Genomic DNA, 22,516 nt, shown 5'->3' on the forward strand with positions numbered 1-22,516 from the left:
CGTTACTGGCCCTTCGACGCGTAGAACGCCTCGACGCCGTCTTTGTCTCGGGCCCACCATGCGTCATTCCGACGGTACCAATCGATGGTCGCAGCGAGCCCCGCCTCGAAGTCTCGGTACTGCGGCACCCAGCCGAGCTCCGTGCGCAGTTTGGTCGAGTCGATCGCGTATCGCATGTCATGCCCCGCGCGATCGGTGACGTGATCGTATGCATCAGAGGGTTCGCCCATGAGGGAGAGGATCAGTTCGACGACCGTCTTGTTGTCCTTCTCCCCATCGGCTCCGATCAGATAGGTCTCACCTATCCGTCCCCTGTCGAGGATCGTGAGGACGGCCGACGAATGATCGTCGGCGTGGATCCAGTCCCGCACATTCTCGCCCGCCCCGTACAGCTTGGGACGAATGCCCCGGATGACGTTCGTGATCTGACGCGGGATGAACTTCTCCACGTGCTGGTAAGGGCCGTAGTTGTTCGAGCAATTGCTGATCGTTGCCTGCACGCCGAAGGATCGCACCCACGCTCGCACCAGCAGGTCGCTGCCCGCCTTTGTCGACGAGTACGGCGAGGAGGGGTTGTACGGGGTTGCCTCGGTGAATCGCGCCGGATCATCGAGTTCGAGGTCTCCGTAGACCTCGTCCGTCGAGATGTGGTGGAACCGAGTTCCGTTTCGGCGTGCGGCCTCGAGCAGCGTGTAGGTGCCGACGATGTTGGTGTCCAGGAACGGCCGTGGGTCGTCGAGGCTGTTGTCATTGTGCGATTCGGCGGCGTAGTGGACAACGGTATCGACTCGCCCGACCAGGTCATCGACGAGTGTCGCATCCGCGATGTCGCCGACCACGAGCTCCACGCGGTTCGCGGGAAGACCGGCGAGCGAATCCCGGTTGCCGGCGTAGGTCAGCTTGTCCAGGACGGTGACCGTGTGGTCTGTATGGCGGATGACATGGTGCACGAAGTTCGATCCGATGAACCCGGCGCCACCGGTGACGAGCAGCTTGGACATTCCCCCAGGTTAGCCGTCAGGCGCCAGGGGCGAGCAATCCGCCGTTTGGTCTGCCTCGAAGCATCGGAGACACTGGACTACATGCGTGGAATAATCCTGGCGGGCGGCACCGGCTCGCGTCTGCACCCGATCACACTGGGGACATCGAAGCAGCTGGTCCCTGTGTACGACAAGCCGATGATCTACTACCCGCTCTCCACCCTGATCCTCGCAGGCATCCGCGACATCCTGGTCATCACGACACCTCAGGACTCGGAGCAGTTTCAACGGCTCCTGGGCGACGGGTCGCGTTTCGGGATCTCCCTGACCTACAAGATCCAGCCGTCTCCCGACGGACTCGCGCAGGCATTCATCCTCGGCGAAGATCACATCGCAAACGAATCGGTGGCTCTCGTCCTGGGCGACAACATCTTCTACGGGCAGGGGATGGGAACGCGCCTTCGTCGATACAACGATCTGCAGGGTGGTGTCGTGTTCGGTTACTGGGTCGACGACCCCACGGCTTACGGTGTGGTCGAATTCGACACCGATGGCCGCGTGGTCTCCCTCGAGGAGAAGCCGACGCAGCCCAAGAGCCATTACGCCGTGCCGGGTCTGTACTTCTACGACAATGACGTGATCGGCATCGCGAAGGACCTGGCTCCTTCACCGAGAGGCGAATTGGAGATCACAGACCTCAACAAGGTCTACCTGTCGGAGGGCCGCCTTCGCGTCGAGCTTCTCCCGCGGGGCACCGCCTGGCTGGATACTGGAACATTCGATTCCCTCGCCGAGGCGACTGACTTCATCCGAACGGTCGAGAAGCGGCAGGGGCTGTCGATCGGCTGTCCCGAAGAAGTCGCGTGGCGGATGGGATTCCTCAACGACGAAGAGCTACGGCAACGCGCTGAGCCGCTGGTGAAGAGCGGCTATGGAGGCTACCTCTTGTCCGCCCTCGAACAGGGTCGCTGATCGACGTGTTGGCCCGAATGCTGGAAGGCCCTCGCATTTGTGCGCAGTAGACTCACGATCTTGTGCGCTGGTCATCCTCGGACCGGCGACGTACGGGGACCGAAGGATGAGACACGATGGACAGCGACTCCGCGAGCCGGCCTCAGCTTCCCGCTGATCAAGGCTCGCGCGTGCGCGGCGTCGTGTACATCCTCAGCCGCGGCAGCGGCCAGCTGGACGAGTATGTGTTCCAGGCGCTTGATGGCCTACGAACGTGCGCGCAGCATCTCACGGTGTTGGCACTGAGGAGTCTGCAAGACGACGACATCTCGAAGCTGCGCGGTCTCGTCGATCGCCTGGCGGTAGACATCGGCGCCGCCTTCGACCCCCGTCTCTACTTCGCGGAGACGGACCGGATGCGCGACGATGTCCCCGGTCTCGACGAGGTCGTGCTGACGGGAGACGGTTGGTTCGGGCCGATCGGGACCTTCTCTCAGGCGCTGAGCCGCAGCGAGGAGCTCGAGGTCGACCTCTGGGAGATGGTGCAGAGTCCGAGCGGCGCACGCGAGTCGTTCCCCGAGGAGGGATTCCCCGACCTGAGCCGACCATTCCAATGGACGGCCGTGCGCGCCTCACTTTTCGCATCGCCCGCATGGCGCCGCTTCAGCGAAGAGGAGACCAGCGGACCCGGCTCCAGCAGTGAGTTCTCCTTCCGAGCTCGATTCGAGCGGGAAGGATTCCGCGCGGCGGCATTGTTCGGCGCGGCCGAATTCGGATCGCATGACCCCGGCCTGTTCTCGTCGACAGCGCTCGTCGAAGCTGATTGCCCGCTTGTGGACATCGCCGCACTCTCCGACTATCCGCCGGCGCTCAGCCGATTCGCCACCGTCGGGCGCGAGACCGTCGAAGCCATGACGGCCCGAGGCTATCCTGCCGCAGCGGTGTGGCGGCATCTGTCGCGCACGGTGCCGCCGAAGGCGCTGAACGCCAACGGAGGCATGCTGGAGGTCCTGCCCTCGCTCTCGGCATACTACGATCCGAGCAAGCCCCTTCGCCTCGCAGCGATCGTGCACATCACGGACATGGAAGGCGTGGAGGACATCTTCCTCCGCCTGGGGTACCTGCCCCACGAGACGGACGTGTTCGTGACGACGACCGACGGTATGTGGGCTGCCCGACTGGAACCGCTGCTGGAATCGTGGGCGACACGATTCGGGCATACGTTCGAATTGCGCGTGACGCCTGACAGCCCGGGCCGTGACATGAGTGATTTCTTCGTCGCCTGTCGCGATGTCCTGACTCAAGGTCGGTACGACCTCATCTTCAAGCTCCACAGCCGCTACAGCGGAGACAAGACGGTCAATGTACGACGCTATTTCCGGCGCTACCAGCTCGAGAACCTGCTGGACGGCGCCGGATACACCGAGAATCTGATCGGTCTGTTCCAAGATGAACCTGGTTTGGGAATCGTCTTCCCGCCGATGATGCACATCGGCTACGCGACCATGGGCAAGGGGTGGGCGGGGATGCGAGACAAAGCACTCGATCTCTGTGAGCTGTTGGGTATCACGGTGCCTCTCGACATCGGCTCCCCGCTCGCCCCTTACGGTGGAATGTGGGTTGCTCGCCCGGAGGCATTGGCGGTCTTGTCGGAGCACCCGTGGACTTTCTCCGACTACTCGACCCGGATGCAGAAGAAGTTCGGCCGGCTCGCCCACGTGCAGGAACGGATCGTGGTCGCCGCCGCGGGCCAGCGTGGCTTCCATGCGCGAACTGTCCTCACCTCCGAGCACACGGCGATCAGTCACACTGCTCTGGAGTACAAGGTCGACGAGATGTTCTCCACGACACGCGGGTATCCCGTGGAGCAGATCCGGCTACTGCACAGAGCGGGGTCAACGGGGTACGGGGGGCCTGTTGCGCTGACACGGATGTATCTGCGACTGAATCACCCGGGAGCTGCGCGGGCGCTCCGTCCGCTCTACCGTTTCGCATTTCGTGCCCACGCCGCTCTGGGATGGGTCCGTCGTGTCGCCTCGCGCGTGCTCGGAGAGCAGGGGAGAGGCAGGGTATGAAGACCGCGGAACTGATCGCCAACCCGGCTCGTCCAGCGCTTGCTTTCCCAGAGGGCGGCAAACGCCTCCTCGTCTATGTCGTCTACGACCCTCGAGGCGATGTCGAAGACTACATCCCGCACGCCCTGCATGCGTTGAGGCCCCACTGCACGCACATCCTCGCCGTGAGCAATGGTCCACTGACCGATCGCGGCCGCGCCCAACTCGCGCCCGTGGCCGATGAGGTCTTGGAACGGGAGAACAGCGGGTACGACATCTGGGGGTACAAGGCGGGACTCGACGCCATGGCCGATCGCCTCGGTGAGTTCGACGAGGTGCTTCTCGCGAACGACACGTGGTTTGGGCCCGTCCGCCCGTTCGGGCCCGTCTTCGAACGAATGGAGGGCCGCCCGCTGCATTTCTGGGGCATGACCGATCACGTTCGGGTCGAGCCGCACCCCTACACTCAGAGCGGTTATCTGCCCTATCACCTGCAGTCGTACTGGGTGGCGGTCCGGCGGGAGATGCTCGAGTCAGAGGAGTGGCATGCCTACTGGCGCGACCTTCCGGAGATGACGAGCTACTCCGACGCGGTCGTCAAGCACGAGGGTGTCTTCACAGAGCACTTCACCCGGCTCGGATTCTCGGGAGAGGTCGCATTCCCGACCCTCACGAACAAGGTCGAGAACCACGCCGTCCTTTATGCGGAGCAGCTCCTCGACGCGGGATGCCCCACGCTGAAACGCCGACCCTTCTTTCAGTGGCCGCCGTTCATGGACGCCCTCGGCGTTGTCGGGCGATGGACGCTCGAAGCCGTTGAGCGTTACGGCTATCCGCTGGAGTTGATCTACTCCGACCTCGCGCGCAATGTCGCACCTAAGGTGCTGAATGCCGATGCTGCGATGCTCGAGGTCCTTCCGGAGACGAGGTCGTCTTACGATCCGACGAGCCCGCTACGAACCCTCGTGGTGGCGCACATCTTCTACGTCGAGATGACAGCCGAGATTCTCGACCGGGTGGACACCCTTCCCGCCGGTTACGACCTCATCGTCACCACGCCCGACAGCGAGCGGGCGGCGGCGATCAAGGCGATCCTGTCCGCCCGCCCTTCGTCGACTGAGCGGCGTGAGGTGCGGGTCGTGCCGTCCAACGACGGTCGGGATCAGTCCGCATTCCTGATCGGATGCCGCGACGAGCTCCTCTCGGACGACTACGACCTCGTGGTGAAGCTCCACTCCAAGAAGACCCCACAGGGCGGTCGCACCGTCGGCGCTCATTTCAAGAATCAGCAGTTCGACAATCTCTTGCGCTCTCGGGAGTACGCCGCCAACGTCGTCGCCCTCTTCCAGAACGAACCTGGTCTGGGTCTCGTCTTCCCGCCGATGATCCACCTCGGCTTTCCAACCATGGGCCACGCGTGGTGGGCGAACAAGGCCGCTTTCACTGAACTCTGCGCTCGGCTCGGCGTTCGCGTTCCTCTCGACGATACGTCGCCTCTCGCGCCGTATGGTTCTATGTTCGTCGCACGGCCTGCCGCGCTTCGTATCCTGGTGGAGGAGCCCTGGACATACGACGAGTTCGCCGGGGCCTACGACGACGGAAGCCTTGCACATGTCCTGGAGCGGTTGCCCGTCTACGCGGCCGGCGAGCGCGGCTATCACTCGCGGACAATCGCGAACCGCGACTACATCGCTTCAAGTCACACGACGCTGGACTACAACCTGGATCAGATGTCGCAGACGCTTCCTGACAACACCATGCATCAGATTCAATTCCTCAAGCGCATGGGCTACATCGAGGACGGGTCGCTGCGGGACTTCATCTCGGTGTTCTTCCGCATGTACCGACCTGCACACGAGGTGCGCGCGCGCGAGTTCTACGACAAGACTTTCCGCGCCCGCTCGGCGCTTCGACGGCTCCGCCAGCCGCGCTCGTGGCTGCGTCGGCCTCGATGACAGTTTCCTCTCGCGCGACCGAGTGGCGCGCGAAGGTACGATTGGTTGGTTATGCCAGAACTTGACCCTGCCAGCGCGCAGGCGCGATTCGACCGGCTGTCCGTCACTCCGATGCGGACCGTTGGAGCGGTTGGCGGACTTTCACCCCGGGCCGTCGTAGCGTCCGCCCGCGACGTCTTCACACATCGCGAGATGCTGGATCTCCTCATCAAGCGCGACCTGAAGGCGCGATACAAGGACTCGGCGCTCGGCTTCCTGTGGGCGCTGGCGCGTCCGCTCGTGCAGCTGGCGATCTACTTCGTCGTCCTCGGACATTTCCTCGGGGCTGCGCGCGGAATCCCTGACTTCGCCATCTACGTCTTCACTGGCCTCACGGCGATGGGTCTCTTCCAGGAGATCGCGGTCGGCGGCACCGGATCGGTCCTCGCCAACGCCGGACTCGTGAAGAAGGTCTACATGCCGCGGGAGCTGTTCCCCCTCGCGAGCACCGGTTCCGCCCTTTTCAACTTCGGCATCCAGCTCGTCGTACTCATCGCCGCTACCATCCTCGTCGGAGCGATCCCGTTTCACACTGACATCGTGTACGCGATCCCCTCACTTCTGATCATCCTGGTGTACGGTCTGGCTTTCGCACTCTTCTTCTCCGCGATCAACGTCTACTTGCGTGACATCCAGTACCTGGTCGAGGTGGCGACGATGCTGCTGTTCTGGATGTCGCCGGTCGTCTACTCGTGGCAGATGGTGCAGGGGATCATCACGAATCCACTTGCGCTCGAGATCTACACGAACAATCCTCTGACCCTCGCCATTCTGGGTTTCCAGCGTGCGTTCTGGGTTGCCGGCGACGCGCTTCCGTCGCCGTCATTCCTCGCGCTGCGGTTACTCGTGGCGCTGCTCGTGGGGCTCGTGCTCCTCTTCGTCGCCCATCGGGTGTTCCTGCGTCTGCAGGGCAATTTCGCGCAGGAGCTGTGATGCAGGCAGACAATACGACGCCGACGACGGATGCGCGCCGCCCCGAGGTCATCCGCCTCGACGCGGTCTCCAAGCGCTTCACGGTGCGCAAGGACTCGTCGCTGAAGGAGCGGATCGTCACCTTCGGTCGTGCCGGCCGACGCCATCGGCAGGACTTCTGGGCGCTCAGCGACGTGGAACTCGGAATCCGGGCCGGCGCCACGATCGGCTTGATCGGACACAACGGCTCCGGCAAGAGCACCTTGCTGAAGGTCATCGGTGGAATCATCCAGCCCACGTCGGGCACTGTGGAGCAGCGCGGCCGCATCGCCGCTCTGCTCGAACTGGGTGCCGGCTTCCATCCCGACCTGACCGGCCGGGAGAACGTTTTCCTAAACGCCTCCGTGCTCGGGCTCAGCCGTGAGGAGACGGCCGCCAACTTCGATTCGATCCTGGAGTTCTCGGGCGTGGGGGACTTCATCGATACGCAGGTGAAGTTCTACTCATCGGGCATGTACGTCCGGCTTGCTTTTGCGATCGCCGTGCACACCGACCCTGACATCCTTCTCGTGGACGAGGTGCTGGCGGTCGGCGACGAGCAGTTCCAGAAGAAATGCCTCGACAAGATCGAGGAATTCCAGAAGCAGGGACGCACGATCATCATCGTCAGCCACGCCCTCGATCAGATCGAGTCGCTCTGTGATCGCGTGGTCCTCATGCACCGGGGCCGGATGGCATTCGACGGGCTTCCGGGTCCCGCGATAGAACGATTCCGCGAGCTCCTCAACGAGAACGCGGTCGGCAAGGCTCGTCCCGAGCAACTGTCGCAGTCGGTAGAGGTGGAGCGAATCGAGATTCTGGACGCCAGCGGTGCAGTGCTGACCGAGATGGCGGTCGGCGACGACTTCACCGTCCGCGTTCACCTCGAGGTCAATCGCCCGGTCGAGCGCTGGCTGTTGGGTTTCAGCATCGACACGGCGCACGGACAGATGGCGCTCGCCTCCAACAGTGACGTGCTCGGAGTGCATCTCGAGCCCCTGGCGCAGTCGCGTTCCTTCGACCTGCATGTGCGAGGAGCACGGCTCAATCCCGGCAGCTACTACGTGAACGCCAACTTCTCAGGTGTCAGTGACCCGACGGCTCACGCGCTGATGGGCGCGACAGAATTCACAGTGGTCGGTTCCTCGGACGCGCTCGGCGCAGTCGCGGCATCTGTCGCGCTCGCCTGACGGTGGGACGGCCTTGAGCTTGTCGGCAAAGGGCCATAAGAAAGGGGCTGCATGGATCTCCTGATTGTCGGTTCGGGTTTCTTCGGACTCACTGTCGCAGAGCGAGCGGCGTCCGCCGGCCGGCGCGTGACTGTGATCGATCGTCGGTCGCACATCGGCGGCAACGCGTACAGCGAGAATGAGCCGGAGACCGGTATCGAGGTGCACCGATACGGAGCGCACCTGTTCCACACGTCCAATCCGACGGTATGGGAGTACGTGAATCGCTTCACGGGCTTCACGCCGTATGTTCACCGAGTGTTCACGACGCACGCGGGGGTCGTGTTCCCTCTCCCGATCAACCTCGGAACGATCAATCAGTTCTTTCGCGCCGCCTACACGCCGTCCGAGGCCCGCGAGCTGGTACAGAACTTGTCGGGGGAGTTCGATCCCAGGCAGGCGGGGAATCTCGAGGAGCGGGCGATCGGTCTGATCGGACGCCCGCTGTACGAGGCGTTCATCCGGCAGTACACCATGAAGCAGTGGCAGACCGATCCCAAGGATCTTCCGGCCGAGGTCATCTCGCGCCTTCCCGTGCGATACACATATGACAACCGGTACTTCAACGACACGTGGGAGGGGCTGCCGGTGGACGGGTACACAGCCTGGCTCGAGCGGATGGCCGACCACCCGAAGATCGATGTCCGTTTGTCGACGGATTTCTTCGACACCGACCAGCCTCTGAACAAGCGCGACACCGTCGGGCAGATCCCGATCATCTACACCGGGCCGGTCGATCGTTACTTCGACTACACAGAGGGGGCACTGGGCTGGCGGACACTCGATTTCGAGCAGGAGGTGCTTCCGGTCAGCGATTTTCAAGGCACGAGCGTGATGAACTACGCCGACGCGGATGTGCCCTACACCCGCATTCACGAGTTCAAGCACTTCCACCCCGAGCGCGCCGACCGGTATCCGACGGACAAGACCGTGATCGTGCGGGAATACTCACGATTCGCAGACGGGTCCGACGAGCCGTACTACCCGGTGAACACGCCGGGAGACAGGGCGCGTCTCCTCGAGTACCGCGACCTCGCGAAGGGTGAAGACGAGGTGATCTTCGGCGGTCGCCTGGGCACGTATCAGTACCTGGACATGCACATGGCGATCGGCGCTGCCCTGGCGGTCTGGAACAACCAGCTCGCATGAACGCCGCCGCCCGCACTGTCGTCTGGCGCACGGTCTTCCCGGTTGCCGACGTGGATCAGGTGCTGCCCCTGTACATAGACGGAGATAGCGGGGCAGCCTCGGTGGTCGGACGCCACGCAGTGCGCGTCCGACCGACCGGACGTGTCTCCCTCGGCTCGTATTTCAACGCGTTCCCGGCGAGCTATTGGCAGAAGTACACGGATACCTCTTCCGTGCGGCTCCACGTACGCGCATCCGGTCACGGAACGGTGCTGGTGCAGGGGTCGGACGCGACAGCTCGGTCCCATGTCATCGCGCGCACCGAGGTGATCGAAGACGCGGAGATCGACCTCGTAGTCCCGTTGGAGCCTTTCGGTGCAGGCGGTGCACTCTGGCTGGACCTCCACGCCGCACCTGACGCGCATCTCGAATTGCATGAAGCGGCGTGGTCGGTCGACTCCGAGCTGAAGGCGACCGCCACCATCGCGATGGCCACTTTCAACCGCCCCACGGATTGCGTTGCCCAGCTGGCGGTGCTCGCTCAGGACACCGGCATCGGCGGCGTCATCGATCGCGTCGTCGTCGTCGATCAGGGCAGTGATCTTGCCGAGAACCAGCCCGATTTCGGTCGCACGGCCGAAGCGTTGGGTGACAGGCTCGTGCTCCTGCGGCAGAGGAATCTGGGTGGTTCAGGTGGGTTCTCGCGCGGCATGCTCGAGGCGATGCGGATGGACGAGAGCGAGTTCGTCCTCTTGCTCGACGACGACGCCATCAGCGAGCCGGAGGCGATCGTGCGGGCTGTCCGATTCGCCGACGCCGCCCGTTCTCCGATGCTCGTGGGGGGTGGGATGCTGCATCTCGACGACCGCGCCGTGCTCTATGCACAGAGCGAGCAATGGGACCACAGGATCGGCTGGGTTCGCCTCGATCGCGAGGACGCTTACGACCACGATTTCTCCCGCGTCGGCTTCCGCCGCGCGGCGTTCTTCCACGCGCCGCAGCGGTCGGACTTCAATGGGTGGTGGATGTGCCTCATCCCCTCGTCGCTCCTGCGCGAGATCGGTCTGGCAATGCCCGTGTTCCTCAAGGGAGACGATGTCGAGTTCTCGCTGAGAGCTCGAGATCACGGCGTGCCGACGATCAGCATCCCGGGCGTCGCGCTGTGGCACATGGGCTGGAGGGGGAAGTCGCCCACTCGAACGTGGGAGGCCTATTTCCTCCATCGGAACCGCCTCATCACCGAGTTGCTTCATTCTCCGCACCATCGCCCGACAGGGCTCATCCTGCACTCCTTTCTCGGCGACATGAAGCCGCTGCTCACTCTTCAGTACTCGGCGGTGCGCCTGCGCGCCCTCGCGGTTGCGGACGTTCTCTCAGGGCCGGATCGCTTGCTGGACTGGCTGGATGATCGTGCTGGCCGTGTGAAGAAGGAGTGGAGTACCTACCCTGACGCCACCCCCGTCGATGATCAGAAGCCGGATCTCGAAGGGGCCGATCCTCCACGGGGCGGTCTCCGAGCCGCATCCACACTGATCCTCACGCTTGGTCGCCACCTCCTCTTGCGTCCGAGGGGAGACGGGGTGGCCGAAGTCCACGTCGCGGCCGATCGGCTCGGCTGGTGGACGTTTGCAGCGGTCGACGCCGGTCTCGTCGACACCGCCGACGGCGCCGCGCGTGTGCGCTACGTCCGCTCGCGGAAGGGTACCCGGCGGGCCCTGTGGCGCAGCCTTCGCCTTCACGCGATGCTGTGGTCAAGGTGGCCACACCTCGCAAAGACATTCCGGACTCGTGCCGGGTCACTGACCGCCCCGGAGCGGTGGGCTGAGGTCTTCGTCAAGTGAGCGCCGGGGCAGAATGGGCGCTTGCGGCCGGCGTGACCCTGGCAGCCACCGCCTTGATCCTCCTGCCGGGGCTGCTCGCGACGGCACCCCTGCGTCTGCCGCTCTTCGCGCGAGTGGCGCTCAGCGGCGCGTTCACCGTCGCGTTCGTCGGCATCGCCGGAATCGTAGCCGGAGCGCTCGGCCTGCCTCTTGCTTCATGGCAGCTGCTCCTCCTGGCGGCGATGACCGGCACCGGCCTGTGGCTCATTCGGCGAAGGCGACCAGCGCCACTTCTGGTACACGATCGTTCGGTGAACCCGGCGTGGCTCATGCTCACCTGGTTTGCGGCATCGATCGTCATCGCGGTCGTCGCATTCGGGGCAGTGCCGAGCCCGGAGAGAATCAGCCAGACATACGACAATGTCTTCCATCTGTCGTCGATCGGTCACATCCTCGAGACGGGCGATGCGTCGTCTCTCACGCTGCGGACCACCATCGAGACGGGTGGGGCTTGGGGCTTCTACCCTGCGGCCTGGCACTCCATTGTGGCGCTGACCGTACAGGTCACCGGATCGACGGCCGCGGTCGCAGTCAACGCCGTGTGGATCGCGGTGGCTGGCGCGATCTGGCTGCCGGGGGTGACGTGGCTCGCCCAAGTTCTCCTTACGAGATTCGACCGGGACGTGGTTGCGCTCGTCGCGCTTCCTCTGGGTGCCGCGTTCGGCGCCATGCCCTATACGCTGCTCACCTGGGGGACGCTGTACCCGACCTTTCTGGCGACGGCGCTGCTTCCGACCGCGTTGGCGGCGCCACTCTCGGCGAGACTGCTGTACCCCCGAACCGCGCGTCGAGAATCGCTTCCCTCCTGGATCGCAGCGGTCGGCACTGCTGCCGCTGTCGCCGCCATCTGCGTCGCCCAGCCCCGTGTGCTGACGACATGGGCGCTGCTCCTCGGACCTTTCGCGGTCGCGGCGATCGTTGGCCTGTACCGGCGTGCGCGAAAGGCAGGAGGCCGCGCGCGGCGAAACGCCCTCCGTGCACTGATCGTGGGCTTCGTCGTCATTGCGGCCATCGCCGGAGCAGCCTTCGCATATCTCGTCCTCCGACTGGGGCTGTTCGATCGGCCTCTCGACGATCGACTAGGCGGGCCTCAGGCCCGCGCCACTCAGCCCGTTGCGGAAGGACTGTGGCAGGTCTTGTCCCAGTCGTGGCCGACCGGGGTCGGACACGCCACGACGTTCCCGGCGGTGCTGCTCGCAGTGGCCGTGCTCGTCGGGATCGTCGCAGCTGCCCGCACCCGGGGAATGCGGTGGATCGTCGTCGCGTACGTCGTCGTCGCAGTACTCTTCGCCCTCGCCGCCGGTTCGGACGATGTCATGACGAAGCTTGCGACGGCACTGTGGTACAAAGACCGTTACCGGCTGAGTTCCGCGCTTCCTGTTCTCGGAGTCTCATTGGCCGCTCTGGGCATTCTCGTGGCTGGACGCCGCCTCCGCCGCGGCCGAGCAGTCGTCATGGCCGCAGCGGCATGGACGATCGCGCTCAGCTCCGCTATCGGGATCGGGGCAGGCGGCCTTTCAGCTGACGTCGGCTTCGTGTTCCGCCTCCCTGCGCGTGCGGCGGACACGGAAGTCCTGTCGCAGGCGCAGATCGATTTCATGCACCGAGTCGGCCAGACGGTTCCGCCAGACCAGCGGCTTCTCGGCGATCCGTGGGACGGGTCGGCCCTCTCCATGGTCTATGCCAGGCGAGAGCCGATCTTCCCGCACGTGAACGGGCAGTGGGATCCACAGCGTGCGGTGCTCGCCGCGAGCCTCCAGGACATAGAGGTGAATCCAGCTGTGTGCGCTGCACTTGACGGACTTCGGGTGCGGTTTGTGCTTTATCACCCACACGAGTTCGGCGGCGGCGATCCAGCCGGAAATCTCTTCGCTGGAGTTCACACGGCTGTGGAGGCCGGACTGTTCACCGAGGTCCTCTCAGATGGGGATTCTACTCTGTACCGCATCGATCAATGTGGCGAGCTGCCGCTGTGATCTCGGCTCAAGCCGTCACTCGTCGGAAGTGAGGCGAGTGCGCCGGTCCGCCCATTTTTCGCGCACGAGGGTGAGCCCGCCCCGCCGAAGGTAGTACGCGAGCAGTGTGAGGTCGCGACGACGTCCGCGAGGCATGGCCAGGATGCGCTCGAACCGGTTGCCGCCGAGCATCGATCCAGATTCCGCCATGAGATTCCTATCCGGAGCCGGACGAGGCGAGGAACAGAAGTCGACGAGCGGCGCCAGAGCGCGGTCCCATCGGAAATCCGTGCGCATCTCGACGGCCGCAGCAGCAGCCTCGGCGAGGGCGCCCTCATTCCCCAGCAGTGTCCGGATGGCGTCGGCCAGGGCCTGGGGATCGCCCGCAGGGACGACTCGACCACATCCGGAAGCTCGGATGATCTCGGCGAAGGCGTCACCGTCCGAAGCCACGATCGGCAGTCCCGCCCAGAGGTAATCCAAAATGCGAGTGCGGAAGGAGAATCGAGTCTCGGCGTGGATGGGATGCGTGCTCACTCCCACGTCCGCGTCCAGCAGATAGTTCACGCGATCGTCGTAGTCGACCCATGAGTCGTTGAAGAAGACCGTTTTCCCGATGAGACCGAGACGTTCCGCGGTCGAAACCGCGTCGGCGGTTGCTTGCATCTCGGGAACCTCGGGATTGAAGTGCCCGGAGCTGAGGAAGAACAGTTTGATCTCGGGATTCTCCGAGGCCAGAATCCCCATGGCCTTCACCAGCGTTTGCGGGTCGAACCAGTTGTATATCCCGCCGCCCCAGATGAGGACTTTGTCGTCGCGTTCTATACCAGGCACAGTGCCTTTGATCGCGTGACGAGATCGTTGCGGCGGGTCGGCGGGAAGGCCGAATGGCGCAATGTCGATGAGGGCGTTGAATGTGGGATCGGCGAGATATGTGTCGGGGTTGAGTCGGCCAACCGCCGAGAGGCTGCCGAGCCACAGGTCTCGTTGCCGTTCTGAAGCGCACAAGAAGAAGTCCGCGCGCACAAGCTGCTCGTTCAGGAGCGATACCGCCTTGCGGACCTCCTCGGTCCAGGTGGCGCGCTGTTCATACTTGTTCTGTTCCAGCTGCTCGAGTTGGAACGGGTCGTATAGGTCGGCCACAACGATCTTGCTTGTCTTCGCGATCGTCGGAAAGATGCGGAAGGACATTCCCTGGACGACGATGACGTCTGCCCACCGTTCGTGGACCGCAATACCGGCGTCATCCGACTCGCGCACGTAGTGGAGGTCGAAGAGCTCGCTCGAACGCTCGATGCGCTTCCACGAGACGACGCGTACGTCGCACTTCGAAGAGAGCTGTTCGGCCATATTCCATACGCGTATGGCGGGCCCGGCCATCTTTGCTCGAATAGGATCGCCGGTGATCAGCAGGACGCGCGTGCGCACGGGGCGAGTGAAGGCCGGATCCGATTGATTCATAACCGGCAAACCCTACCAGCAGACGCGTGTGAGCCCGTCGCTTGACGCTATCGTCGGAGCATCCTTCCGGCCCGTCGGAAAAGAGACCCGATGCTCGTACGCTCGAGAACCAACGGGGCGATCTGCGCGACACCCGTCTGGATCTGCTCGAGAGTCGCGGGCAGAGCGTTCACCTGGCGCTCGAGCCGCTCGAGGCGCTCGCGCAGATCGAATACCGCTTCCTGCTGTGCGCGCAGGTCGGCTTCGAGTGCCTTCGTCTCCGCAGCAAGGTGAAGAGCGGGGCCGAGTCCGATCCGAGCGATGCTGGTCCGAAGATGGTTGTCTTGAACACGTACGCGGCCGGCGTCGTGATCGGCGTCGAGGACGAACACACTGTTGCCCTCGTCGCCGATCGCCTCCGGACGGTGGTGCCAGAAAGCGCGGGCGGGGAGCGGAATCAGGTCGATGGGGTAGCGAACGATGAATCTCAGATAGAAGTCCCAGTCCTCGTGCGCGACGAGGTCCTCATCCAGAAAACCGATCTCTTCGTGGACGGCTGCGCGGTACAACAGCGAGTGGGTCGTCACGCGGTTCTCACGGACCATGTCCATGATTGAGATCGCGGTCAACGATGGATTCAGCAGGAGGTGCTCCAGCCGTTCCTCGCCGGTCGCGGGATCCGTTCGATGGATGATGACCTCGGTGTGTGCGCTCACTGCTTGGGCGTCTGGATGCCGCCGCAGATGGTCGACGGTGACCGAAAGGAAGTCCGTCGCCCAGGTGTCATCATCGTCGTGGAGCACCAGGAGCTCCCCCCTGGCGGCACGGACGCCCGCATTGGCCGCACGGGCACGGCCGTGCTCGAGGTTCGTGCGATCGATGATCCGGACGCGATCAGCGATAGCGGGGACCGCAGTGACGGCCTCCTCGACTGTGCGTGTGTCATCGCCGTCATTGACGAGCACGACTTCGAAGTCGGTGTAGTCCTGCGATGCGATATCCCGAAGTGCTTCGGCCAGGAGCGTCGGCCGGTTCCTCGTGCGCACGACGATCGAAACGGTGGGGATTGCTGCGGCGTCGCGTGGCATAGGTCCAGATTATCCCGAGCTTCGTGGGACGCCGTTCCTCACAATCATCGTCCGGCTCACCTCGCGTGGCACGCGACCGAGCCCGATTAGACTTCTGGAGGCGACTGAGCCTCAGCCGCCGTCGGATCACATCAACCCCGAACCACTCGAGTACTGTCACGGTAGTCGTCAGGCTGCAGGAGCATCAATGAGTCCAGCTGGATCCGTCCAGGCGCCTCCGACGACGGCAGGACGATCTCGACTGTCGACTTCCGCGCGGCGATTGTCCGCAACCGCCGCGACATGGTTCCCGGAACCGGAGGCGCCGGCTTTCCGTGGTGCGGCGAGGATGTGCCTGTTCGGCATCCTGGTCATCGTCGGGACGCTGCTGTCGATGCTGCGGACGCCGATGTCTCAGTGGAACACACTGTGGGCAGAAGACGGCGCCGTCTTCCTCGATGCGGCGCTCGCCGGCAGTCCGTGGGCCCTCTTCGAACCGTACGCCGGTTACATGCACCTCGTGCCCCGGTTGGTGATCTCCGTCTGCGCGCTGTTCCCTCTCGAGATCGTACCGGTCGTCGTGACGATCGCTGCGGCCCTCGTGCTGTCGCTCACCGCGGCCGCCTGCTACCTGTTCCTCGAGACTCGTATCCGCTCCCGGCCCCTGCAGCTGCTGTCCTGGGCCGTCGTCATCGTTGCGCCGATGGCAGGGGGTGAAGTCGCGAACAACCTGGCCAACCTCCACTGGTTCCTCATGATCGGTGCGGTATGCGCCTTGATCGCCCGGTCGCGCGGAAGGGGCTTCGCGGTCGTTCAGAGTGTCGTCGTCATCGCAGCCGTGGGCAGCGACCCGCTGGCACTCATGTTCCTGCCCCTGGTCGCGATACGTTGGTTCGCGCTGCGAGGACGCGGTGATCGGGCGGTGGCCATCGCATTCGGAGCGGCGGCTGTCGTTCAGCTCGGAGTGACACTCGCGGGGTACGTGATGGGTGCGGGCAGGTCATTTGCAGGACTGACGCCCACCATCCCGGAGCTCCTGGACTTCTACAGCTATCGGATCGTTCTGAGTGGACTCATCGGCCCGACTGCGGCGCTGGATGCATCCAGGTGGATCGGCGTGACGCTCCCAGGAGTCGTCGTCCTCGCGATCTTCACGTTCATGATTCTCGTCTCCTGGCACGAGGTCGGTCCGCGTTACGTCGTTCTCACGCTGAGCGCCAGCTCCGCGATCTTCTTCGCGATCGTCTTCCGTCTTCAATGGAACGGCGTCGGACCGGCGGGAACCCTCGGCTTCACCTTCGGACAGCGTTACGCCGTCCTTCCGGCAGTCCTGTTCCTGATCGCGATGATCGTCGCCGTCGATGCGTTCACTCGCGTGCGCGGGCGAATATCGAAAGTCGTTGCCATAATCGCGGTTTCGGCTGTGGTGCTCATACCCGCTGCGCGAGATTATCGCTGGGCGGTGCCGAGAGTGGACGCGGTCACTTGGCCTGAGGCGCTGGACGATGGGATCGATCAGTGCGACGCGGGATCACGATCGGTCGAGATCCCGATCGCTCCCGTGGGATTCGGGGGGCCCACGCTCGAGTGCGACCTGCTCACCGGAGTCGACACCCGCTGAACCGACCTAGACGTGCTACGAACGAGGAGCGGAGTCCTCGTGATGCTCCTCGATGAAGGTGATCGGGTCTTCGCCTGGGGAATGCGGGAAGACCCACAAGGTGTAGAGGACGTACCGCAATCCAGTCGCCAGAGCCTGCCCGATGAGCGTCCCTGAGATGTTGTCCGCGAGTGGAGTGTCGAAGCCGAGAACGTAGCGGGAGAAGCCGAGACAACCGAGCTGGACCAGCACCGCGAGCACGTTCACGACGCCGTAGCGGACCACCTGACCCCAGCTGATCGGAGCCTTCCTATCGCGATAGGTCAGGAGCTTGTTGCCCGAGTACGTGACGATCAGACCCGCGATGACGGCGATCGTCTTCGCAAGGAGTGGCTCGCTGTGGAGCGGGCCGCTGCCGCCGGCGAAGACGAGGACGTTGTAGACGACAGCGTCGATGACGAAACCCAAGCCGCCTATGGCCAGAAATATGCCGCCGCGGCGCAGATTCCGGATCAAGAAGTCGCGCATGTGAGTCGTATCGGGAAGACGCATGTGCAGCTCTCAGCGAAAGTGGAGCGACGGCGCCGGATTCCTCCGGCGCCGTCGGCTTCTCTCTAGATCGTTCCTTCGGAGATGGCGTTCCGGATCCAAGGGATGACCTCATCGAGCATGTCCTCGAGCGTGGTCGTCGCCTCGAAGCCGAGGACATCCTTCGCCTTCTGCGTGTCAGGCACACGCTTCTGCACGTCGTACTCGAACGCCGGGTCGCTCACGAGGTTGAGAGGCACGTCCGCACCCTTGATCTTGCGCCAGATCACCTCGGCCAACTCGACAACTGTGTGCCCCACCGGTGTGGAGATGTTGAAGTCGGTGTTGAGGGCGTCGGGATGATTGAGGCTCAACACGATTCCTCGAGCGAGATCTCCGCCGTACGTGTAGTGGCGCACCTGATTGCCCTCGCCGAGGATGTGCAGGGGGTCCTGCCCTTTGAGGACCTTCTGCACGAGATCGGGGACGACGTGGCTCATCGCAAGCTGGACGTTGCCCGAGTGGATCTCGACATCTCCGAGGGCGCGGGATTCCCCGATGCCGACGCAGTTGAACGGGCGCAGGATCGTGAAGTCGACGTCATACTGCCCCTTCGCGGCGCGCGCGAAGTACTCGACCGCCAGCTTCTGAAATCCGTACGACGACAGCGGCGGCGGCACAATCAGCTCGTCGCCCTCCTTGGACGGCCACCGGTCCGTCGACTCGAAGACCATCGACGATGACATGTACGTCACCTTCTTGAGCTTGCCGCCCGCTTTCTTCACCGCGATCGCAGCGTCGCAGGATGACGCGATGATGCGCTCATTCGTCGCCAGAAGGTCGTACTGATATGTGTGGAAATAGGAGATGCCACCGATCAGGGCGGCGCCGGCGATGAAGTGGTCGCAATCCATCAGCAGCTCAGTCATCTTGGCCGTGTCGAGGACGTCGGCGACGACGAGCTCGTAGTTCGGGTTGTCGTCGTACGACTTCTTCACGGGGCCGTACTTGGAGTAGTTGTCCACGCCGACGACCTCATACCCCTGGCGCAGAAGCTCTTCGACCACATAGCCGCCGATGAAGCCTGCGGATCCCGTTACGAGGACCTTTTCCATTACTTACTTCCCTTCGCGCCTTCCAAGGCGGCTCTTTCGATCTCGGTCAGGGGGAGGGGCTTGCCGAATGCGAAGAAGTACCACCGCAGGTACTTCGGAATCCACTTCCGCAACTGGAAGTTGGAGACACCCTCGGTGCGGTCGAGCCAGATCGTCGGCAGTTCCGCCACGGGCTGACGCGCCCGGCGAGCCTTGGCGGTGAGCTCAAGCCCGATCTCGAAGCCGTCTCGCGACTGGATTGTGACGGTGCGGACGAATTGAGCGTTGTACGCCTTGAAGGAGTTGGTCGCGTCGCGGGTGCCGATGCCTGCGAAAAGGTGCAACGATCGACCGGCAAGGCGGGAGAGCAAGCGCTTGAAGCGCGGCCCGCCGATTTGTTGCCCGCCCGCCATATAGCGACTGCCGGCTGCGACCACAACGCCACGTTCGACCAGTTCTGTCAGCTCGTCGATCTGACGTGGATCGTCGCTTCCGTCCGCCATGGTGACGACGACCGTCTCGGCTCTGGCGGTATCGAACCCGTATCGAATCGCCTGAGCCGGACCACGACCGTGCGTGTTGATCACCGTGCGGATGCGGGGATCGCGTTCAGTGACCGCAGCGACAGCTGGAATCGTGCTGTCGTCGGCGCTGTCGACGACGACGAGAAGTTCGAACGGGTGCTTCACGGCGTCCGCGACCTTCGACAGGTACGGAAGGATCGCATCGCCCTCGTTGTACGCGGGAACGACGATGGAGACGCGGGGTGTCGCGTCGCTCAAATCAAGGCTCCCTGTCCGAGCAGGTTCCACACGTCGGCAACGGGCTTGTCCGTCGTGAGGTTCTGGTACTCCCGATGGGGTGTAGCGATGATCAGGATGTCGCTGCGTTCGAGAACCTCGTCCAGCGGAAGAAGGTTCGGATCGATGTCGGACGGAACGTACGGGTCCGTGGTCAGGACTTCCCGCGCTTTGAACCGCAGAACACGCTGAAGCTTGTAAGAGAGGCTCGAGCGGATGTCGTCGGATCCGGCCTTGAAGGCCATACCGAGCACGCCGACCGTCTTGGTCGACAAGTCATGTGACTTCTCGAGCTGGCTCGCCACGTACAGGGGAAGTCCTTCGTTGACCAGCATCGCCGAGTGACCGAGCTGGAACGTGTTGTCGCTGAAGGCAGCGAGTTGCATGGTGTCCTTGAAGAGGCAAGGCCCTGCCGCGAATCCCGGGCCCGGCATGTCCTGGGCCCGCGGATAGTCGTGTGTCAGACCGGCGCGAATACGCTCGAAGTCCAGTCCCTTGGAGTTGGCCATCATGTAGAACTGGTTGACCGCCGCGAACTTGATGTACCGCCACGTGTTCGTGAAGAGTTTTGCGAGCTCTGCCTCTTCGGGAGTGAGTTCGACGATCGACTCAGTCAGAGTGCCGAACAGGGCACCGGCGCGCTTGATCGACTTCTCGTCGTACCCCGAAACGATCTGGGGGAGCTCGAAGAGCTCAGTCATCGCTCGATGCTCGGCGATGCGCTCCGGGCAGAAGGCGATGTCGACGTCCAGCCCGCGACCAGCCAACATGTCGCGCACGAGCGCTGTGACGCCAGGATATATCGTGCTTCGCAGTGCGATCAGTTGACCGTCCTGGAAGAAGGGAGCACAAGTGGAGAGCGCCCGGGGTATCGCGTTCGGATCCGGATTCAGGTGCTCATCGACCGGCGTTCCGATGACGACGACGACATTTTCCGCGGTGCCCACGACGGCGGGGTCGGTGGACGCGGTGAGCATTCCCGATGCCACCACATCTCTCAAGATCTCGTCGGCGCCCGGTTCGATGAACGGCATGCGCGCTCCCCGGATCTGTTCCACGGCGCGCTGAGAGACGTCATACACGATCGTGCGTTGCCCACGACTGGCGAGTGCTATCGCGAGGGGGAGACCGACATGCCCCCCGCCGCCGACCACGACGACATCGTTCTGGAACACCATGGGTGCGCTCACCTGACCCTCTCTCAACAACCAAGCAAGCGTACTTGATCTCGCCGCATCGCCAGACTTCACCATCGGAGGCGTCGTTGGATCAGGCGGTGCCGAGGAATCAGCTCGGGTGCGGCGGAACTAGGATCGAATCGTGACCACAGCCGCCGTCGGCGCCCCCGGATCGCCCCGGCGCTACCTTCACTCGCTGTGGCTGCTGTCAGCGCGCGACCTCAAGGTGCGGTACGCGACGAGCGCGCTCGGATACCTCTGGTCGATCCTCGATCCGCTCGTTATGAGTGCTATCTACTGGTTCGTGTTCACGCAGATCTTTCAGCGCACGGTCGGCCACGAGCCGTACATCGTGTTCCTCATCACGGCTCTGCTCCCGTGGGTGTGGTTCAACTCCGCGGTGTCGGACTTCACGCGTGCCTTCAGCAAGGACGCTCGACTGGTCCGGTCAACGGCGATTCCGCGGACGATCTGGGTCAACCGGATCGTGCTCTCGAAGGGCATCGAGTTCCTCTGTTCGCTGCCGGTGCTTGTCCTCTTCATCGTGTTCTCGCGGCCCTTCGTGGAGCTCAACTGGGGGCTGCTCCTCTTCCCGGTCGCGATCGTGCTGCAGACGGTGCTGCTGGTCGGACTCGGACTGCTGGTCGCGCCTCTGTGTGTCCTCTGGAGCGACCTCGAACGCACGACCAAGCTCATCCTGCGGGCCCTCTTCTATGCCTCGCCGGTGATCTACGGCGTCTCCGACCTTCCGGGGGCATTCGAGACTCTCGCGGCGTTCAATCCGCTCGCCGGCATCTTCGCCCTCTACCGAGTGGGTTTCTTCCCCGAGGAGTTCGATCCCTGGGTGATCGCGATCGGCGCGGTCACGAGCTTCGGGTTCCTCGCCCTCGGCATTGTCGTGTTCCGACGCCTCGAGCGTCCGATGCTGAAGGAGCTGTGATGGGCACCGATCTTGCGATCGAGGTCCGCGACCTCGGGGTGCGCTTCCGCCGCAACCGCCGAGGCCGACGTAACGTCAAGGACCTCTTCTCCGATTCTTCGCGCCGATCCAAGCCCGACGAGTTCTGGGCGCTTCGCAACGTCACGTTCGATGTGACGCCAGGCGAATCGATCGGCGTCGTCGGGCGGAATGGGCAGGGCAAGTCGACGCTGCTCAAGCTCGTCGCCGGCGTGCTTCTGCCCGACGAGGGCAAGGTCACCGTGCACGGAGGGGTTGCGCCCCTCATCGAGATCACGGGCGGTTTCGTCGGTGATCTCACCGTGCGAGAGAACGTCCGCCTCACATCGGGACTGCACGGGATGTCGAAAGCCGAGGTCTCCCGCCGGTTCGACGGCATCATCGACTTCGCCGAACTCGCCGACTTCGTCGACACTCCTTACAAGCATCTCAGCAACGGCATGAAGGTTCGGTTGGCGTTCTCCGTCGTCTCACAGCTCGAGGAGCCGATCCTGCTCGTCGACGAGGTGCTCGCGGTCGGTGACAAGGCCTTCCGTGAGAAGTGCTATCGGCGCATCGATGAGCTGCTCGCCGACGGCCGCACGCTGTTCTTCGTCTCGCACAGCGAGCGAGATCTGCGCCGGTTCTGCACCCGCGGCCTGTATCTCGACAAGCACCGTCTCGCCATGGACGGCTCGATCGGCGAAGTGCTCGATCGCTACAACTCCGATCATCCCACCGGAGTCTGAG

At 63.7% G+C, this 22,516-nt stretch carries 18 protein-coding genes; 11 read left to right on the forward strand and 7 right to left on the reverse strand.

Annotated elements, in window-relative coordinates; genetic code table 11:
• Positions 1-2: 2 nt before the first annotated feature.
• Complete coding sequence (gene rfbB, locus WYM_RS03730; RefSeq protein WP_019179490.1) at positions 3-1,001, reverse strand: dTDP-glucose 4,6-dehydratase; 999 nt, start codon at positions 999-1,001, stop codon at positions 3-5.
• 81 nt (positions 1,002-1,082) lie between these two features.
• On the opposite strand from rfbB, the gene rfbA reads away from it, so the two are divergent.
• The 8 genes from rfbA to WYM_RS20975 all read left to right on the forward strand — a co-directional run bounded on the left by rfbA (position 1,083) and on the right by WYM_RS20975 (position 13,143).
• Positions 1,083-1,952: a glucose-1-phosphate thymidylyltransferase RfbA gene (gene rfbA, locus WYM_RS03735; protein ID WP_019179491.1), complete on the forward strand. Its 870-nt coding sequence runs from the start codon at positions 1,083-1,085 to the stop codon at positions 1,950-1,952.
• Positions 1,953-2,068: 116 nt separating this feature from the next.
• A complete protein-coding gene (locus WYM_RS20970) occupies positions 2,069-4,006 on the forward strand; it encodes a rhamnan synthesis F family protein (RefSeq protein WP_019179492.1) in 1,938 nt (645 codons plus the stop codon).
• Positions 4,003-5,940, forward strand: a complete 1,938-nt coding sequence (locus tag WYM_RS03745; protein ID WP_019179493.1) for a rhamnan synthesis F family protein — start codon at positions 4,003-4,005, stop codon at positions 5,938-5,940. The genes WYM_RS20970 and WYM_RS03745 overlap by 4 nt, the downstream gene beginning before the upstream one ends.
• 192 nt (positions 5,941-6,132) lie before the next feature.
• On the forward strand, positions 6,133-6,912 hold the full coding sequence (locus WYM_RS03750; protein ID WP_019179494.1) for an ABC transporter permease: 780 nt from the start codon (positions 6,133-6,135) through the stop codon (positions 6,910-6,912).
• The gene (locus WYM_RS03755) at positions 6,912-8,120 is read left to right on the forward strand and encodes an ABC transporter ATP-binding protein (protein WP_019179495.1); all 1,209 of its coding nucleotides are present in this window, start codon (positions 6,912-6,914) and stop codon (positions 8,118-8,120) included. The genes WYM_RS03750 and WYM_RS03755 overlap by 1 nt, the downstream gene beginning before the upstream one ends.
• 51 nt (positions 8,121-8,171) lie before the next feature.
• The gene (gene glf / locus WYM_RS03760) at positions 8,172-9,308 is read left to right on the forward strand and encodes a UDP-galactopyranose mutase (RefSeq protein WP_019179496.1); all 1,137 of its coding nucleotides are present in this window, start codon (positions 8,172-8,174) and stop codon (positions 9,306-9,308) included.
• A complete protein-coding gene (locus WYM_RS19085; RefSeq protein ID WP_019179497.1) occupies positions 9,305-11,128 on the forward strand; it encodes a glycosyltransferase in 1,824 nt (607 codons plus the stop codon). Before glf ends, WYM_RS19085 begins: the two co-directional genes overlap by 4 nt.
• On the forward strand, positions 11,125-13,143 hold the full coding sequence (locus WYM_RS20975) for a DUF6541 family protein (RefSeq protein WP_019179498.1): 2,019 nt from the start codon (positions 11,125-11,127) through the stop codon (positions 13,141-13,143). Before WYM_RS19085 ends, WYM_RS20975 begins: the two co-directional genes overlap by 4 nt.
• Positions 13,144-13,158: 15 nt before the next feature.
• Here WYM_RS20975 and WYM_RS03775 read toward each other — a convergent pair whose 3' ends face one another.
• Both WYM_RS03775 and WYM_RS19100 read right to left on the reverse strand, forming a co-directional pair.
• Positions 13,159-14,550 carry a glycosyltransferase gene (locus WYM_RS03775; RefSeq protein ID WP_237739289.1) on the reverse strand — a complete coding sequence of 464 codons (1,392 nt, stop codon included), beginning with the start codon at positions 14,548-14,550 and terminating at the stop codon, positions 13,159-13,161.
• Between the two features lie 80 nt (positions 14,551-14,630).
• Complete coding sequence (locus WYM_RS19100) at positions 14,631-15,650, reverse strand: glycosyltransferase family A protein (RefSeq protein ID WP_019179500.1); 1,020 nt, start codon at positions 15,648-15,650, stop codon at positions 14,631-14,633.
• Between the two features lie 328 nt (positions 15,651-15,978).
• On the opposite strand from WYM_RS19100, the gene WYM_RS03785 reads away from it, so the two are divergent.
• Entirely contained in the window at positions 15,979-17,250 is a 1,272-nt protein-coding gene (locus tag WYM_RS03785; RefSeq protein WP_019179501.1) for a hypothetical protein, read from the forward strand.
• Between the two features lie 15 nt (positions 17,251-17,265).
• Here the strand turns inward: WYM_RS03785 and WYM_RS19105 are convergent, their stop codons facing one another.
• From WYM_RS19105 to WYM_RS03805, 4 genes are all read right to left on the reverse strand, one after another.
• Complete coding sequence (locus WYM_RS19105) at positions 17,266-17,757, reverse strand: GtrA family protein (protein WP_019179502.1); 492 nt, start codon at positions 17,755-17,757, stop codon at positions 17,266-17,268.
• 86 nt (positions 17,758-17,843) lie between these two features.
• Positions 17,844-18,872: an NAD-dependent epimerase/dehydratase family protein gene (locus WYM_RS03795; protein WP_019179503.1), complete on the reverse strand. Its 1,029-nt coding sequence runs from the start codon at positions 18,870-18,872 to the stop codon at positions 17,844-17,846.
• Complete coding sequence (locus tag WYM_RS03800) at positions 18,872-19,663, reverse strand: glycosyltransferase family 2 protein (protein WP_237739291.1); 792 nt, start codon at positions 19,661-19,663, stop codon at positions 18,872-18,874. Before WYM_RS03800 ends, WYM_RS03795 begins: the two co-directional genes overlap by 1 nt.
• A complete protein-coding gene (locus WYM_RS03805) occupies positions 19,630-20,841 on the reverse strand; it encodes a nucleotide sugar dehydrogenase (protein WP_237739292.1) in 1,212 nt (403 codons plus the stop codon). Before WYM_RS03805 ends, WYM_RS03800 begins: the two co-directional genes overlap by 34 nt.
• A gap of 130 nt (positions 20,842-20,971) precedes the next feature.
• Here WYM_RS03805 and WYM_RS03810 point away from each other — a divergent pair, with 130 nt between their 5' ends.
• Both WYM_RS03810 and WYM_RS03815 read left to right on the forward strand, forming a co-directional pair.
• On the forward strand, positions 20,972-21,769 hold the full coding sequence (locus WYM_RS03810; RefSeq protein WP_019179506.1) for an ABC transporter permease: 798 nt from the start codon (positions 20,972-20,974) through the stop codon (positions 21,767-21,769).
• A complete protein-coding gene (locus tag WYM_RS03815) occupies positions 21,769-22,515 on the forward strand; it encodes an ABC transporter ATP-binding protein (RefSeq protein WP_019179507.1) in 747 nt (248 codons plus the stop codon). The genes WYM_RS03810 and WYM_RS03815 overlap by 1 nt, the downstream gene beginning before the upstream one ends.
• Position 22,516: the final 1 nt, after the last annotated feature.

It is taken from the genome of Microbacterium yannicii PS01 (assembly GCF_000304335.1).
GTDB classification, from domain to species: domain Bacteria; phylum Actinomycetota; class Actinomycetes; order Actinomycetales; family Microbacteriaceae; genus Microbacterium; species Microbacterium yannicii_A.

Excerpts from the sequence above, each read along its gene's own strand:
- WYM_RS03755 (WP_019179495.1), top strand. The coding sequence starts at position 6,912 with ATGCAGGCAGACAATACGACGCCGACGACGGATGCGCGCCGCCCCGAG.
- WYM_RS03815 (WP_019179507.1), top strand. The coding sequence starts at position 21,769 with ATGGGCACCGATCTTGCGATCGAGGTCCGCGACCTCGGGGTGCGCTTC.
- WYM_RS03745 (WP_019179493.1), top strand. The coding sequence starts at position 4,003 with ATGAAGACCGCGGAACTGATCGCCAACCCGGCTCGTCCAGCGCTTGCT.
- WYM_RS03750 (WP_019179494.1), top strand. The coding sequence starts at position 6,133 with ATGCTGGATCTCCTCATCAAGCGCGACCTGAAGGCGCGATACAAGGAC.
- WYM_RS03785 (WP_019179501.1), top strand. The coding sequence starts at position 15,979 with ATGTGCCTGTTCGGCATCCTGGTCATCGTCGGGACGCTGCTGTCGATG.
- WYM_RS03795 (WP_019179503.1), bottom strand. The coding sequence starts at position 18,872 with ATGGAAAAGGTCCTCGTAACGGGATCCGCAGGCTTCATCGGCGGCTAT.
- WYM_RS19100 (WP_019179500.1), bottom strand. The coding sequence starts at position 15,650 with ATGCCACGCGACGCCGCAGCAATCCCCACCGTTTCGATCGTCGTGCGC.
- WYM_RS19105 (WP_019179502.1), bottom strand. The coding sequence starts at position 17,757 with ATGCGCGACTTCTTGATCCGGAATCTGCGCCGCGGCGGCATATTTCTG.
- rfbB (WP_019179490.1), bottom strand. The coding sequence starts at position 1,001 with ATGTCCAAGCTGCTCGTCACCGGTGGCGCCGGGTTCATCGGATCGAAC.
- glf (WP_019179496.1), top strand. The coding sequence starts at position 8,172 with ATGGATCTCCTGATTGTCGGTTCGGGTTTCTTCGGACTCACTGTCGCA.
- WYM_RS19085 (WP_019179497.1), top strand. The coding sequence starts at position 9,305 with ATGAACGCCGCCGCCCGCACTGTCGTCTGGCGCACGGTCTTCCCGGTT.
- rfbA (WP_019179491.1), top strand. The coding sequence starts at position 1,083 with ATGCGTGGAATAATCCTGGCGGGCGGCACCGGCTCGCGTCTGCACCCG.
- WYM_RS20970 (WP_019179492.1), top strand. The coding sequence starts at position 2,069 with ATGGACAGCGACTCCGCGAGCCGGCCTCAGCTTCCCGCTGATCAAGGC.